Source organism: Nocardia sp. NRRL S-836, assembly GCF_001279525.1.
Taxonomy (GTDB): domain Bacteria; phylum Actinomycetota; class Actinomycetes; order Mycobacteriales; family Pseudonocardiaceae; genus Lentzea.
The window spans coordinates 12,780-27,817 of sequence record NZ_LGDY01000099.1 but is presented as its reverse complement, the minus strand read 5'-3'; the positions used below and the strand labels follow the sequence as shown (position 1 = coordinate 27,817).

General features: G+C 71.0%; 14 protein-coding genes. 3 read left to right on the top strand and 11 right to left on the bottom strand.

Annotated features, from left to right (window positions below; translation table 11 throughout):
• Positions 1-38: 38 nt before the first annotated feature.
• Together ADL03_RS19545 and ADL03_RS19540 are read right to left on the bottom strand one after the other, a co-directional pair.
• Positions 39-776 (bottom strand): NYN domain-containing protein, encoded by a 738-nt coding sequence (locus ADL03_RS19545; protein WP_053734937.1) that lies wholly within the window; start codon positions 774-776, stop codon positions 39-41.
• Positions 777-824: 48 nt separating this feature from the next.
• The gene (locus tag ADL03_RS19540; protein WP_053734936.1) at positions 825-1,685 is read right to left on the bottom strand and encodes a LysR family transcriptional regulator; all 861 of its coding nucleotides are present in this window, start codon (positions 1,683-1,685) and stop codon (positions 825-827) included.
• Positions 1,686-1,774: 89 nt separating this feature from the next.
• Here ADL03_RS19540 and dapA point away from each other — a divergent pair, with 89 nt between their 5' ends.
• The gene (gene dapA / locus ADL03_RS19535) at positions 1,775-2,635 is read left to right on the top strand and encodes a 4-hydroxy-tetrahydrodipicolinate synthase (protein WP_053734935.1); all 861 of its coding nucleotides are present in this window, start codon (positions 1,775-1,777) and stop codon (positions 2,633-2,635) included.
• Between the two features lie 3 nt (positions 2,636-2,638).
• Here dapA and ADL03_RS19530 read toward each other — a convergent pair whose 3' ends face one another.
• Positions 2,639-3,205 (bottom strand): TetR/AcrR family transcriptional regulator, encoded by a 567-nt coding sequence (locus ADL03_RS19530; protein ID WP_053734934.1) that lies wholly within the window; start codon positions 3,203-3,205, stop codon positions 2,639-2,641.
• A gap of 84 nt (positions 3,206-3,289) precedes the next feature.
• On the opposite strand from ADL03_RS19530, the gene ADL03_RS19525 reads away from it, so the two are divergent.
• Positions 3,290-3,748, top strand: a complete 459-nt coding sequence (locus ADL03_RS19525) for a cupin domain-containing protein (RefSeq protein WP_053734933.1) — start codon at positions 3,290-3,292, stop codon at positions 3,746-3,748.
• On the opposite strand, the gene ADL03_RS19520 is transcribed toward ADL03_RS19525, so the two are convergent.
• The 8 genes from ADL03_RS19520 to ADL03_RS19485 are packed head-to-tail and all read right to left on the bottom strand — an operon-like array spanning position 3,712 to position 12,106.
• Complete coding sequence (locus tag ADL03_RS19520) at positions 3,712-4,632, bottom strand: amidohydrolase (RefSeq protein ID WP_197288467.1); 921 nt, start codon at positions 4,630-4,632, stop codon at positions 3,712-3,714. The two genes, ADL03_RS19525 and ADL03_RS19520, sit on opposite strands and share 37 nt — an antisense overlap.
• Positions 4,629-5,585, bottom strand: coding sequence for an aldo/keto reductase (locus ADL03_RS19515; protein ID WP_053734932.1), 957 nt, complete (start codon positions 5,583-5,585; stop codon positions 4,629-4,631). Before ADL03_RS19515 ends, ADL03_RS19520 begins: the two co-directional genes overlap by 4 nt.
• Before the next feature lie 4 nt (positions 5,586-5,589).
• Positions 5,590-6,606 carry an ABC transporter permease gene (locus ADL03_RS19510; protein ID WP_053734931.1) on the bottom strand — a complete coding sequence of 339 codons (1,017 nt, stop codon included), beginning with the start codon at positions 6,604-6,606 and terminating at the stop codon, positions 5,590-5,592.
• The gene (locus tag ADL03_RS19505) at positions 6,603-8,105 is read right to left on the bottom strand and encodes a sugar ABC transporter ATP-binding protein (RefSeq protein ID WP_053734930.1); all 1,503 of its coding nucleotides are present in this window, start codon (positions 8,103-8,105) and stop codon (positions 6,603-6,605) included. The genes ADL03_RS19510 and ADL03_RS19505 overlap by 4 nt, the downstream gene beginning before the upstream one ends.
• Positions 8,105-9,139 (bottom strand): sugar ABC transporter substrate-binding protein, encoded by a 1,035-nt coding sequence (locus ADL03_RS19500; RefSeq protein ID WP_053734929.1) that lies wholly within the window; start codon positions 9,137-9,139, stop codon positions 8,105-8,107. Before ADL03_RS19500 ends, ADL03_RS19505 begins: the two co-directional genes overlap by 1 nt.
• A 30-nt stretch (positions 9,140-9,169) precedes the next feature.
• Entirely contained in the window at positions 9,170-9,919 is a 750-nt protein-coding gene (locus ADL03_RS19495) for an SDR family NAD(P)-dependent oxidoreductase (RefSeq protein WP_053734928.1), read from the bottom strand.
• Positions 9,916-11,229, bottom strand: a complete 1,314-nt coding sequence (locus ADL03_RS19490; RefSeq protein ID WP_053734927.1) for an enolase C-terminal domain-like protein — start codon at positions 11,227-11,229, stop codon at positions 9,916-9,918. Before ADL03_RS19490 ends, ADL03_RS19495 begins: the two co-directional genes overlap by 4 nt.
• Positions 11,230-11,233: 4 nt before the next feature.
• The gene (locus ADL03_RS19485; RefSeq protein WP_053734926.1) at positions 11,234-12,106 is read right to left on the bottom strand and encodes a fumarylacetoacetate hydrolase family protein; all 873 of its coding nucleotides are present in this window, start codon (positions 12,104-12,106) and stop codon (positions 11,234-11,236) included.
• Between the two features lie 113 nt (positions 12,107-12,219).
• Between ADL03_RS19485 and ADL03_RS19480 the strand changes: the two genes are divergently transcribed.
• The gene (locus tag ADL03_RS19480; protein WP_053734925.1) at positions 12,220-15,030 is read left to right on the top strand and encodes a S8 family serine peptidase; all 2,811 of its coding nucleotides are present in this window, start codon (positions 12,220-12,222) and stop codon (positions 15,028-15,030) included.
• The last annotated feature ends 8 nt before the right edge of the window (positions 15,031-15,038 follow it).

The window sequence follows — 15,038 nt, the reverse complement described above, 5'->3', positions numbered from 1 at the left end:
TATGCATGCATGTTAGCACGGATGCTTGCTCGCATGAGTCACCAGCCCGGTGGCCTCGTATAACGCCCTGCCGGGTCTGGCAACTGATGACCTCGGTAGTCGGTGGCGGCCAACGTCCGCCACCAGTGGTGAGCAGTACCCACACCGGTGCCGGCGCTCGTGGACAAGGCGCCCGCCGTGTAGCCGCTGCCCGGATTGATCACGCCGACGGGCAGTCGTCGCCAAGCCTCGCGAACGGGCAGCCGGAGGTCGCTGTCGTTGCTGACCAGCATCACGGCGTCGACAACCCCGGTCAGCACGTCGACCAGCAGGTGCGAGGCGACGTTGACGTCGGAACCTTTCTCCTCGAACGTGGCAACCGACGCCATGAACAGCGCCCCGGCCACCGGCTGCCCCTGGGCCTGCACCTTGATCGGCCAGTCCGGTTCGACCAGCACGGGCCTGCCGCGGCTGCCCTCGGTGGCCAGCGGTCGCTTGATCACCTTGCTGATGTAGTTGCCGTACTCGATGTGATCGACGCTGCCCGCTGCCAGCAACGCCTTGAGGTACACGTCCTGGTCCTGCGAACCGGATGCGTTGTGAGCGGAGCTGATCCGCGCTGTGCAGTACACGATCCGGTCGATCCGAGCCCCCGGCCAGTTGGCCGCCTGCTCGTTCAGCAGCGAGACCGCCAACGCCCGCACATCAAGCCATCGCCAACCTGCGCTGCCACGACCGCAATGCTTTCTTCCGCCGTAGTAGAGGTTGTAACCATCCACATAAACGCCCACGCGCACCAGGCGAACATAGCCCGAATCCACAATAGACCCAAACGAGTGATGTCGTCAGACCTGGCGTAGCTGCTCCAGCACCACGCGCACCGCGGGCTGGCCGTCCGCCCGATGCCGCACCACGGCCGAAACGGTCCGGAACACCTGCTGCTTCAACGGCCGCAACGCCACCCCGGGCCTGCGCGCGACCGAGGGCACGAGGGCCACGCCCAGGCCGGCTTCGACCAGGCCGCACATGACCCCGAAGTCGTCGCAGTAGGCCTGGGCGCGGGGCACGAAACCGGCGGCGCCGCAGGCGCGTTGGGTCAGTTCGTGGCACGACGCGTCGGTGCGCGGCATGATCCACGGCCGGTCGGCCAGCAGCGCCAGGTCCACGGAATCGTGCTGCACCAACGGATCGGACAGCGGCAGGGCCACGTTCACCGGCTCCACGAACATCTCGTGCGACTCGCAGTTGGTGGGCAATGTGCGCGGCATGATGTTGTACGAGTGGATGACGGCGATGTCGATGTCACCGCGGCGCAGGGCGGGCAGTGACGTCTCGGGTTCCATCTCGTTCACGAACAGGTCCACATCGGACCCGTGGGCCGAGCGCAGCTGCTGGATCACGCGCGGCAGCAGTGCGGCGACGGACACGAACGCGCCGATGCGCACCACGCCGGACACGGAGGTGCGCAGCGAGGCCAGGTCGGCTTCGGCCGCGGCCAGCTGGTCCAGGACGAGCTGGGTGTGGGCGGCCAGGACGTGGCCCGCGCGGGTCAGGGACAGGCGGCGGCCGTCGCGTTCGACCAGGGGGACGCCGGCCTCGCGTTCCAGTGCGGCGAGCTGCTGGGAGACGGCGGGAGAGGTCACGTGCAGGGCCTCCGCCGCCGCGGTGACCGTGCCGTGGACCGACAGGGCGTGGAGCAACCTCAAGCGACGCACGTCCAACACAAAGCTCAGCTTAACGTTCCGAGCAGAACTTCTAACTGGAACTTTCCATAAAGCCCAGCCACGCTTGAGTCATGTTCGGACGAGTGCTGGTAGCGATGGTCACCCCGTTCACCCCCGACGGCGACCTGGACCTCAAGGGTGCGCAGGAGCTGGCGGCGCACCTCGTCGACAGGGGCGGGGCGGACGGGCTGGTCGTCAACGGGACGACCGGTGAGGCGCCGACCACGACCGATGCCGAGAAGGCGCTGGTCGTCAAGGCCGTCGCCGAGGCCGTCGGTGACCGGAGCCAGGTGCTCGCCGGTGTCGGCACCAACTCCACGCGGCACACCATCGAGCTCGCTCGCAGCGCCGAGGAGAACGGCGCGCACGGGCTGCTGGTCGTGACGCCCTACTACAGCAAGCCGACGCAGGAGGGCGTGCGCAACCACTTCACGCAGGTGGCGAACGCATCCGGGCTGCCCGCGCTGCTCTACGACATCCCCGGCCGCACGGCCACGGCGATCGAGACGGAGACGCTGCTGCGGCTCGCGGAGCACCCGCGGATCGTCGGCGTGAAGGACTGCAAGGTCGACCTGCTGGCCAGCGCGAAGGTCATCGCCGAGACCGGGCTGGACTTCTACTCCGGCAACGACGAGCTGATCCTGCCGCTGTACTCGATCGGTGGCGTCGGCACGGTCAGCACGGTCGGGCACGTGGCGGGCAACGAGATCAAGGCGATGCTCGACGCCTACGACGAGGGCGACAACAAGGAGGCCCTGCGCCGGCACCAGGCGCTCCTGCCGGTGATCACCGCGATCATGACGCGCGAGCCGGGTGCGGTGGCGGTCAAGGCGGCGCTTCACCTGCTCGGACTGCCCGCGGGGCCGGTGCGCGAGCCGCTCGCGGAGGCCACGCCGGAGCTGATCACCGAGCTGAAGGCGCTGTTCGCCTGAGGCCTAGGAACTGACGAGGGCGCGCAAGGACTCCGCCGCCTCCGGCAGGAGCTCGCGCAACGGCCGGGTCTCGCCCGGCCGCGTCCACCGCTGGAACGCCGCCTGCTGCGCGAGCATGGCGGCACCGGCGGCGAGCGCCGCGGTGTCGGGGTCGCAGCCGCGCTCGTGCAGCGCCGCCGCGATGGCCTCGGTCAGCGCGGCGTTCTTGCCGAGCTCGCGTTCCCGCAGGTCCGGGTTGGCGGTGACGACGGCGTGCCGGCGGGTCACCAGGGCGCGGCGGCTCTCGAACAGCCGGTCGGCGACGACCGCCATCGCGCGCAGGACGGCGTCGAGCGGCGGGTTCGTGTCGTCGCCGGTCGCGATCTCGTGGACGAGCTCCTGGCGCAGCTCCGCGCTCAACCCGAACAGCACCTCGCGCTTGTCGGGGAAGTGGTTGAAGAACGTCCGCTGGGTGAGCCCTGCCCGCTGCGCGATCTCGGCGACCGTCGTGCGCTCGAAGCCCTGCTCGTCGAACAGCTCCAACGCGGCGGTGTGCAGGCGCTCGACTGCGTCCGGTTTCCATCGCGGCATCCCGTGAGCCTAACGACTGCACAATGTGCAATCACTGGGTGTACGGTGATTGCACAAGCTGCAATCACATCGGGAGGCTCCTCCATGCCCGTCACGATCGTCGGCCCCGGCGAGGGCGAGCTCATCGCCAGCGGACCGTCGCAGATCCGGATCCTCGAGGACGGCAGCAACACCGGCCACCGCCTGGGCATCGGCGAGGTCGTCGTCCCCCCGCACACCCCCGGCCCTCCGCAGCACCGGCACGCGCAGCACGACGAGGGCTTCTACGTGCTCTCGGGGACCGTGCGGTTCACCATCGGACAGGACCACCACGACGTCGGCGCCGGCACGTGGGTGCTGGTCCCGCCGGGTGCGCCGCACACGTTCGCCAACCCCGGCGACGACCCGGCGGTCATGCTGACCACCTTCACGCCGGACCTGTACGTGCAGTACTTCCGCGACCTCAAGGCCATGGTCGAGTCCGGGCAGCCCATGACCCGCGAGACCATGGCGCCGATCTGGCAGAACTACGCCACCGAGCCGTCGACCGAGTTCGCGCCCTGACCCGCGGGCTGGAGCGCGTACACCCGGCGAGCGGTGCCCGCGAAGATCGCGGCCTGCTCGCCGGGTGACAGCTCCGCCACCAGCTCACGCGCGGCGCCGAGCCACTCGTCGTACGTGGCGGCCAGCAGGCACACCGGCCAGTCCGAGCCGAACATCAGGCGCGACGGGCCGAACGCGTCCAGCACGACCTCGAAGTACGGCCGCAGGGCCGCGACGTCCCACGACCGCCAGCCGGCCTCGGTGACCAGGCCGGACAGCTTGCACGTCACGTTCTCGTGCGCCGCCAGCGAGCGGATCAGCTCGGCCCACTCCCCCACGCCGGAGCCGATCGCGGGCTTCGAGCAGTGGTCCACGACGAACGGGACGTTCCCCAGCGCCGCCACGGTCCTGCGCGCGGCCGGCAGCTGGTGCGGCAACGTCAGCAGCTCGTACACCAGGCCGTGCGCGCCGACCTGCTGGAGCCCGCGCCAGACGTCCTTGCGGCACAACCACTCCGGGTCTGGCTCGGCCTGCACCTGGTGCCGGATGCCGCGCAGCCAGGACCCGTCGGGGCCGCCTTGCAGCGCGTCCAGCGCGTCGCCGGCGGACGCCGCCGTCAGGTCGGTCCAGCCCACCACCGCCGCGACGACGTCCGAGGACGCCGCCACCGCCAGGAGCTCCGGTGTCTCCTCCGGCACGCACACCGTCTGCACCAGCACCGACGCGGTCACCGAGGGCGCGGCGGCGACGTAGTCCGGTTCCAGGAACGACCGCCGCAGCACGCCCATCGGCGGGTCGGTGATCCAGTCCTGGTCGCGCACGGACAGGTCCCACAGGTGGTGGTGGGAGTCGACCAGCCCGGCACCGACCTGCCCAGCACCGACCAGCCCGGCATCGGCGGTCACGGCGTCGGCACCTCCGGGTCGACCAGGTTCGACGCCTTCAGCTCGTTCCACAGGTCGGCGGGGATCTCGGCGGCGAAGTTCGCCGCGTTGGAGGTCATCTGCTCCGCCGTCCGCGACCCGACCACCACCGACACCACCGCGGGGTGCCCCAGCGCGAACTGGATGGCGGCCTGCGGCAGCGTCACCCCGTGCCGGTCGCACACCTCGGCGATCGCACGGGCCCGTGCCACCAGCTCGGGGGGCGCCTCCGCGTAGTTGTACTTCGCGTCCGACGCGACGACCGGCTTCGACAGCAGCCCGGAGTTGAAGACGCCGCAGGCCACCACGGACACACCGCGCTCGGCGCAGACCGGCAGGAACGAGGCCAGCGCGGGCTGCTCCAGCAGCGTGTACCGGCCGGCCAGCATCACCACGTCGATGTCGGTCTCGCGGACGAACCGCTCCGGCATCTCCCACTGGTTCATGCCCACGCCGACCGCGCCGACCACGCCCTGCGACCGCAGTTCGGCCAGCGCAGGAAAGGCCTCTCCGGCGGCGGACGCCCAGTGGTCGTCGGGGTCGTGGATGTAGACGATCTCCACCCGGTCCGTGCCCAGACGCTCCAAAGAGGACTCGATGGACCGCTTCACACCGTCGGCGGAGTAGTCGCGGACCCGCCGGAAGTTCCGCGGCACCGCGAAACCCTCGTCGTCGAGGCCCTCGCCGTCGAACGGTTCCAGCAGCCGCCCGACCTTCGTGGAGATCACGTACTCGGCACGCGGACGCCCCGACAACGCCACGCCCAGGCGGCGTTCGGACAGCCCGAGCCCGTAGTGCGGCGCGGTGTCGAAGTAGCGGACACCGGTCTGCCAGGCCGCCTCGACGGCGCCGAGGGCCTCGTCGTCGGAGACCTCGCGGTAGAGGTTGCCGATCGGGGCGGCACCGAAGCCCAGGCGGGAAACCGAAACCTGCACGACGTCACTCCTGCTTCTGGCCGGTGGCGAACCGGGTCACGATCAGGGCCAGGACGATCACCGCGCCGTACGAGGCCTTGATGTAGAAGCCGGACACGCCCTGCAACCGCAGGATCTGCTCGACCAGGCCCAGCATCAGCACGCCGGACAACGCACCGAACAGTGTGCCCTTGCCACCCTGCAGCGAGATACCCCCGATCACCGCGGCCGCGAAGACCTGGAAGATCATGCCCTCGCCCTGCGTGGCCGCGACCGAGCCGAGCCGCCCGGTCATCAGGATGCCCGCGACCACGGCCAGCACCGAACCGATGATCAGCACGACCCACACCACCCGGTCGACCCGGATGCCGGCCGCGCGGGCGGCCTCGGAGTTGCCGCCGATCGCGTACAGCGATCGGCCGGCCCGCAGGTACTTCAGCACGAAGATGCCCACGGCGTAGCAGACGACGCAGATCCACACCGCCGCCGGCAGCCCGAGCCAGGTCGTGGAACCCAGGTACAGGAACGACTCCGGCACGTCGATCAGCGACTTGCCCTCGGTGATCGCGAGCTGCAGGCCGCGCAGCATGGTGAGCATGCCGAGGGTCACCATGAACCCGGACAGGCCGACCTTGAGGATCAGGAACCCGTTCAGCCCGCCGATGACCACGCCGATCAGCAGGCACAGCGGCAGCGCGAGCCACGCGGCCAGGCCGACGTCGAGCCCACCGGCCGAGGCGGGGATGATCAGCGCGACCGCGAGCGCCGGTGCGAGGCCGACCGTCGACTCCAGCGACAGGTCCATCTTGCCGACGATCAGGATCATCGCCTGGCCCAGCACCAGCAGCGAGAGCTCGCTCTGCTGGGTCAGCACCGCGATCAGGTTGCCGGAGGTGAGGAAGATCGGCGACAGGACGGCGCCGACCACCAGCAGCAGGACGATCACCGGGACCAGCGCGAGGTCCTGGTACCGCGCGAACTGGAACCGCTGCCTGCCCAGCGGTGCAGGCGCCGGGACCGGCGGGGTCATGGCCTTGGTCATTGCGCACTCATTCCTTCGATAGCGGCGATGAGCTCCTGGTCGCGCCAGCCGCGGGAGAACTCGCGCACGACCTGACCGTGGAACATCACCAGGACACGGTCGCAGACCCGCAGGTCGTCCAGCTCGTCCGAGACGACGACCGCCGCCTTGCCGCGGCGGGCCTGCGCGTCGACGACGCCAAGCAGCGACTCCTTGGACTTCACGTCGACGCCCGCCGTCGGGTTGATCAGCACCAGCACCGACGGGTCGCCCGCGAGGGCCCGTGCCATCACGACCTTCTGCTGGTTGCCGCCGGACAGGTCCGACACCGGCTGGTCCGGCCCCGCGGCCTTGACGTCGTAGGACGCGATCGCGGTCTGCCCGGCCGACCGCTGCGCGGACGGCCACACGAAGGCGCCCGCCGTGCTCATCGTCGCGTTCTCCGCGATCGACAGGTCCAGCACGAGGCCCTGGTGGTGCCGATCCCTTGGCACACAACCGATCCCGGCCTTCAGCGCGGCCGGGACGTCACCGCCGCGCACCACGGCGCCGTTGACCGAGATCGTGCCGGCAACCGGTTTGCGCAGCCCGTACACGGTCTCCGCGAGCTCGTGCTTGCCCGACGAGGCACTGCCGGCCAGTCCGACGACCTCGCCGCGCGTCACCGCCAGCGTGACGTCCGCGAACCCGTCGCCGCTCAGCGCCGACACGGTCAGCACCGCCTCCGCCGACGACGGCCGGTCGTCGCCGCCGGGGACGTTCAGCCCGCCGGCCTCACCGGTCATCGCCTCGATCAGGTCGGGCTTGGACATTCCGGCGACCGGCGCGGTGACGACGTGCCGCGCGTCGCGGTAGACCGTCACCGTCTGGCAGACCTCGTAGACCTCCTGCAGGTGGTGGGAGATGAACAGGAACGTCACCCCCTTGTCCTGCAACGACCGCATCCGCGTGAACAGCCGCTCGATCGCGGGGCCGTCGAGCTGCGCGGTCGGCTCGTCGAGGATCACGAAGCGCGAGCCGATCGACAGCGCCCGCGCGATCTCCACGAGCTGCCGCTGCTCGACGGTCAGCGCGGAGACGAGCTCGTCCGGCCGCACCGCGACGTCGTAGGTCTCCAGCAGCTCGGCCGCCTCGCGCCGGAGCCTCTTCCAGCTGATCAGGCCTCCGCCGAGGTCCTGCCGGTTGATGAACAGGTTCTCGGCGACGGACAGCTCCGGCACGACCGTCGACCTCTGGTAGACGCACGCGACGTGCCGCCGCCACGCCGCGCGGTCGGCGATGGCCGGCGCGGGCTCGCCGAAGAAGCCGACCTCGCCCGCGTCCGGCACCTGCATGCCGGTCAGGATCGAGACCAGCGTCGACTTGCCGGCGCCGTTGCGGCCGACCAGCGCGTGCGACTCACCGGCACGGACCTCGATGCCCACGTCGTCCAGCGCGAGCGTGCGCCCGTACCGCTTCGTCACGCCACGCGCGAATGCCGCCAGGTTGTCGGCGCCACCGGGGGAAGAGATCTCGTCCATCAGGTCTGGTTGCCCCAGAACGCCTTGTCGTCGACGTTCTCCTTGGTGATCAGCGGGGCCGGGAGCTGGTCCTCCAGGCGGCCGCCGCCGACGTCGACGATCGTGGAGTCGTGGTCGGTCTTGCCGGGCGCGAACGTCTTGCCCTCGACGGCGGCCTTGGCGTAGAAGAGCGCCCACTGCGCGTAGAGGTCGGCCGGCTGCGAGACGGTCGCGTCGATCTCGCCCTTGCGGATGGCCTCCAGCTCCGACGGGATGCCGTCGTTGGAGACGATGAAGACGTGCTTCGGGTCGGTCGGCGGGACGAGCATGTTCTTCTGCCGCAAGACCTGCAGCGTCGGCGCGAGGAAGACGCCACCGGCCTGCATGTAGATCCCGTTGATGTCGGGGTGCTGGTTGAGGCGGGTCTGCAGGGCCGCGGACGCCTTGGCGCCCTCCCAGTCGGTCGGCTCCTCGAACACCGTGATGCCGGGGTAGTCCTTCTTCATGCAGGCGGCGAACGCCTCGGAGCGGTCACGACCGTTGACCGACGACAGCGCGCCCTGGAACTCGACGACCTTGCCCTTGCCGCCGAGCTTGTCGCCGAGGAACTTGCAGGCCTTCTCGCCGTAGGCCTTGTTGTCCGCGCGCACGACCATGTACGTCTTGCCCTTGTCCGGGCGGGTGTCGACGGTGACCACCGGGATCTTCGCCTTGTCCAGGCGGTCCAGTGTGGACGCGATCGCGCCGGTGTCCTGCGGGGCCATCACGATCGCCTTGGCGCCCTGCGACTGCAGCGACTGGGCGTTCGCGACGAGGTTCTCCACCTTGTTCTGCGAGTTGGTGGGGTTCAGCAGGTCGACCCCGAGCTCCTTGGCCTTGCCGGGGAAGTACCTGATGTAGGAGTTCCAGAAGTCGGAGTCGGCCCGCGGGTGGTCGGCGCCGATCGGCCCGACGCCACCGGCGCCGGTTCCGGTGGCTCCACCACCGCAGGCCGTCAGTGTCAGTGCTCCCGCGAGCGCGAGGCACACCGCGGCGGTGAGGTTGCGACGCTTCATCGTTGAACTGCCTTTCATGACTGCGAGCGCTCAGTTTCGGGGGCGCAGGCGCAACCCGTGCATGCCGCCGTCGACGGCCAGGACGGTGCCGGCGGTGGAACCGGACAGCGGGCTCGCCAGGTAGGCGATGGCACCCGCCACCTCGTCGGCGGAGACAAGACGCCCGTGCGGCTGGCGTGCCTCCAACGCGGCTCGTTCGGCGGCCGGGTCCGGTGCCGAGTCGAGCAGGCGGCCCACCCACGGGGTGTCCGCCGTGCCGGGGGCGACCGCGTTGACGCGAATGCCTTCGCGGACGTGGTCGGCGGCCATCGCGAGCGTCAGCGCGTGCACCGCGCCTTTGGTGGCCGAGTAGAGCGCCCGCTGCGGGAGCCCGGCCCACGCAGCGATGGAACCGGTGTTCACGATCGCCGCGGCCGGTGACCTGCGCAGGTGCGGCAGGGCGGCCCGGCAGACGCGGGTGATGCCGAGCAGGTTGACGTTCAGGACCTTCAGCCACTCCTCGTCGGAGTTGGCGGTGACGTCGCCCTGGGCGCCGATGCCCGCGTTGTTCACGACCACGTCGAGGCGGCCGAACCGCTGCACGACCTCGTCGACCGCGGCCGTGACGCTCGCGTCGTCGGACACGTCGGCGCGGATGCCGACGAGCGGGTCGGCGACGTCCGGGTTGAGGTCCAGTGCCACAGCCGTGGCTCCGCGCGAGGCCAGCAGGGACGCCGTGGCCAGGCCGATGCCGGACGCACCGCCCGTGACGACGGCGACGAGTCCTTCGAAGTCGGTCACTTCTCCCCCTCCGACGCCAGAGCCGTCCACACCGGACCGCCGGGGTAGCGGTAGTCGGTCAGCGTCTGGTCCTTGAGCTGAGCGGAGAACCCCGGTTCGGCGGGTGCCAGGTAACGGCCGTTCTCGACCACGGCCGGGTCCAGGAAGTGCTCGTGCAGGTGGTCGACCCACTCGATCACGCGCTCGCCGACCTCACCGGAGACGGCGACGTAGTCGAAGAACGACAGGTGCCTGACCAGCTCGCACAGCCCGACCCCGCCGGCGTGCGGGCACACCGGGACGCCGAACTTCTTGGCCAGCAACAGGATCGCGATGTTCTCGTTCACGCCGGCGACCCGGCACGCGTCGAGCTGCAGCACGTTGACCGCGCCCGCCTGCAGCAGCTGCTTGAACACCACGCGGTTCTGCACGTGTTCGCCGGTGGCGACCCTGATCGGGGCCAGCGCGTCGGCGATCGCCCGGTGCGCCAGCACGTCGTCCGGCGAGGTGGGCTCCTCGATCCAGTACGGGTCGTACGGCGCGAGCTCCCGCATCCAGCGCACGGCCGTGCCGACGTCCCAGCGCTGGTTCGCGTCCACCGCGACCCGCACGTCCTCGCCGACGACCTCGCGGGCGAGCTTCATCCGCCGCACGTCGTCGTCGAGGCTGCCGCCGACCTTGAGCTTGATCATGTCGAAGCCGTCGGCGAGGGCCTGGCGCGCGAGCGTCGCGAGCTTCTCGTCGGAGTAGCCGAGCCAGCCCGGTGACGTGGTGTAGGCCGGGTACCCGTCGCGGGCGATGGCGTCCGCGCGTTCGGCCTTGCCGGGCTCGGCCTCGCGCAGGATGCGCAGCGCGTCGTCGGGCGTCAGCGCGTCGGAGAGGTAGCGGAAGTCGACCAGGCTGACGACCTCCTCCGGCGTCATCCCGGCGAGGAACCGCCAGACGGGCAGCCCGGCGCGACGGGCGGCGAGGTCCCACGCGGCGTTGACGACCGCGCCGATCGCCATGTGCGCCACGCCCTTCTCCGGGCCCAGCCAGCGCAGCTGCGAGTCGCCGATCAGCTCGAAGTACAGCTCCGCCAGCGCTTCCGCGGTCTCCGGCACGTCCTTGCCGACGACGTGCGGGGCGAGCGCCTTGATCCCGGCGGCCTGCACGTCGTTGCCGCGGCCGATGGTGAACGCGAGGCCGTGGCCCTCCGGTCCGCCGTCGGTGCGCAGCACGACGTAGGCGGCGCTGTAGTCGGGGTCCGGGTTCATCGCGTCGGAGCCGTCGAGCTCGCGCGAGGTGGGGAACCGGATGTCGAGAACGTCCAGTGCGGTGATCTTGGGCATCGGCTCACGCCTGCCCGAGGATCTGACGTTGCCGGCCGAGACCCTCGATCTCGAGCTCGACCACGTCACCGGCGCGCAGGTACGGCTTGGGCTCCGGCTGGCCGAGCGCCACCCCAGCGGGTGTACCGGTGTTGATGACGTCACCCGGTCGGAGGACGAGGAACTGGCTGAGGTAGCGCACGACCTCCGCGATCGGGAAGATCATGTTCCTGGTGGTGGAGTTCTGCCTGAGCTCGCCGTTCACCCAGAGCCGCATCGCGAGGTTCTGCGGGTCGGCGATCTCGTCCGCGGGCACGAGGAAGGGACCGAGCGGGTTGAACGTCTCGCAGTTCTTGCCCTTGTCCCACGTGCCGCCGCGCTCGATCTGGAACTCCCGCTCGGAGACGTCGTGGGAGAGCACGTACGCGCCCACGCAGGCCAGAGCGTCCTCCTCGGACTCCAGGTAACGGCCGGTGCGCCCGATGACGACGCCGAGCTCGACCTCCCAGTCGGTCTTCACCGACCGGCGCGGCACGAGCACCTCGTCGTACGGGCCGACGACCGTGTCAGGGGTCTTGAGGAACACCACCGGCTCGCCGGGGATGTCCGCGCCGGTCTCCTCCGCGTGGTCGCGGTAGTTGAGGCCGATGCAGATCACCTTGCCCGGCCGCGCGAGCGGCGGGCCGACGCGCAGGCCGCCGGTGTCGAGCACCGGCAGCTCACCCGCGTCGAGGGCGGCGCGGACGCGGTTCACACCGTCGTTCGCCAGGAACGCCCCGTCGATGTCAGCACCGGCCGAGATCTCGGAAGCGATCGGCAGGAGGTCGTACGTGGTCCCGTCGCCGGTCCTCACCGCAGGACGTTCCTCGCCGACCGGCCCGAGGCGCAGAAGCTGCACGGCCGTTCCTCCTCTGGTCACACCGCACGAAATACATCGGATGTATAGCTGCGCGAGGGCCCGTTCGTCTAGGTCTTGGCATGAAGTCGTCCGATGACTAGGAAGGATTGATCATGAACTTGGCCGCCGCCGCACTCCTGGTGGCCGCGCTGGTGACACCGACGGCCACGCCGGAGCGGGTGACCGTCTTCGTGGAGCTGACCTCGGCACCAGCGGTCGAGACGCGGGACGCGTCGCAGGCCCGTTCCGCGCGTGAGCGGACCGCGGAGCACGTCTCCCGGATCGTGTCCCGGTCCGGTGGCCGCGAGGTTGCCCGAACGTCCAACGCGGTACCCGGCGTCGTCCTCGCCGTCGGCAAGTCACGGCTCGCCGGCCTCGCGCGCATGCCCGAGGTGCGCGCGGTGCACCGGATGGTGCCCAAGAAGCCGTCGAACGCCGCCGCCGTCCAGCTCACCAGGACCGCCCAGGCGTGGCGGTCGTTCGGGCGGCTCGGCGAGGGCGTGCGGATCGGGGTGATCGACACCGGGATCGACTACCGCCACGCGGACTTCGGCGGCGGCACCTTCCCGAACGCCAAGGTCGTCGGCGGGCACGACTTCGCCGGCGACGCCTACACCGGGACCGGGACCCTGCCGGAACCGGACGCGGACCCGCGGGACTGCGGAGGCCACGGGACGCACGTGGCCGGCACGGCGGCCGGGTTCGGGGTGAACGCCGACGGCTCGACCTACCGCGGGTCGTACGACTCGATCGACCTCGACCGGATGAAGATCGGGCCGGGCACCGCGCCGCGGGCGTTGCTGTACGCGCTGAAGGTGTTCGGCTGCAAGGGGTCGACCGAGCTGACCGCCATGGCGCTGGACTGGGCGCTCGACCCCAACGGCGACGGCGACTTCTCCGACCGGCTCGACGTGGTGAACCTGTCGCTGGGCAGCGACTTCGGCGCGCCGGACGACCCCGACTCGCTGTTCGTGCGCAAGCTCGTCGAGCACGGCGTGGTCGTGGTCGCGGCGGCGGGCAACGGCGGCGACCTCTACGACGTGTCCGGGTCACCGGCCAACACGCCGGAGGCGATCTCCGTGGCGAACAGCCGGGACGCGTTCGAGATGCACGACGGCGTCGAGGCGCTCGGGAAGCGGTGGCCGGGCCAGTACAGCGTCGGCTTCACCGGCGAGCTGGACCTGACGCTGCCGGTGGTGCGGCTCTCGTCCGATGTGGACGGTTGCCAGCCCATCGGCGAGTCGTTGACCGGGAAGGTCGTCTGGCTGGAGTGGGACGACAAGGACGCCACCCGCGCCTGTGGTTCCGGCCCGCGCACGGACAACGCGTGGAAGGCCGGGGCCGCCGGGGTGCTGCTGCCGACGACGTTGCCGGTGTTCGCGGCCGGGATCGCGGGCAACGCGCACATCCCGGTGTTCCAGCTCACGGCGGCCGCGTCCAAGGCGTTGCGGCCTGCCCTGGAGGACGGGACGCTGACCGTGCACATGACCTCGGCGTTGAAGCGGTCGGTGCCGTCGGTGACGCCGGAGATCGCGGACACGATCACGCCGTCGTCGTCGCGGTCGCGGTCGGCGATCTCGGTGGCCGCACCGGGCGACACGATCTTCTCCGCGGCGTCGGGGACGGCGTCCGACGGCGTGTCGCTGGGGGGCACGTCGATGGCGTCGCCGCACGTGGCGGGCATCGCGGCGTTGCTGCGCGAGGAACACCCGCGGTGGACGGCCGAGGAGATCAAGGCCGCGCTGGTGAACACGGCCTCCGGCGTGGTCCGGTCGGCGTCGGGCACGCGGGAGGCGCCGATGCGGGTCGGCTCCGGGCGCGTCGACGGACTCGCCGCGCTCGGCGCGGACGTGCTGGCGCTGGGCGACGCGTCGTTCGGCACGGTCGAGGCCGGCGGCCCGGTGCAGCTCACGCGGACGTTGCGGGTGGTCAACAAGGGTGCCGTGGCCGTGCCGCTGAGGGTGGCGTACGAGCCGGTCACCTCGCTGCCGGGGGTGACGTTCTCCGTGACACCGAACGTGCTCGTCGTGCCGTCGGGCGGGACGGTGCCGGTGCAGGTGCGGCTGCGGATCCCGGACCCGGCGGCGTTGCGGAAGGTCGCGGACCCGACCGTGTCGCTGGCGGACGGGCGGCAGTTCCTCGCGGAGGCGTCCGGGCTGGTGCGGTTCACCGGCGGCCGGTCGCTGCAGGTGCCGGTGTACGCGGCGCCGAAGCCGGTGTCGCGGCTGTCGGTGGCGTCCGGAGTCGTGACCGGGCAGGGCACCGGCGGCGACTTCGCGGCGCGGATGACGGTGCTGCAGCTCGGTTCGGCGTCCGCACGGCTGCCGGAGTGCGGCCCGCGGGTGCAGGACGACTGCGCGGTGAACCGCACGGCCCGCGGCGGCGACCTGCGGTACGCGGGTGCGACGGCGACGCCGGAGCTGCTGGCGTTCGGCGTCGCGACCTGGGACACCTGGCAGAACCTGGGCGGCACCACCCGGCCGCGCGTGCGGTTCTCCGTGGGCGGTCAGGAGTTCGTGACGGAGGCGGTCAAACCGGAGGACGCGGCGGGCAACGTGACGGCGGACGTGTGGCTGGCGCGGACCACCGCCGTCGCGTCCGGCCAGGTCGTGGACGAGCAGCCGCTGAACGGCCGTCCCGGCTCGGAGGACACGAACGTGTTCGACAGCGACGTGGTGGTGCTGCCGGTGTCGCGCTCGGTGCTGCCGCCCGGCCCGGTGACCTACACCTCCGCCGTGGCGAGCCGCTACACCGCGCCCGCCGACCAGGACGAGCTGGTCGACGTGGCCGCGCCGGCCGTGTTCTCGTACGAGGTCGTGGTCCCCGAACTGTCCACAGTGGTCCATCCGGGTGATCCGGTTCCGGCCGGGTCGCTGGTGTTCTTCCACCACAACGCGACCGGTGACCGCGTGCTGACCAGGTGACACCCGGT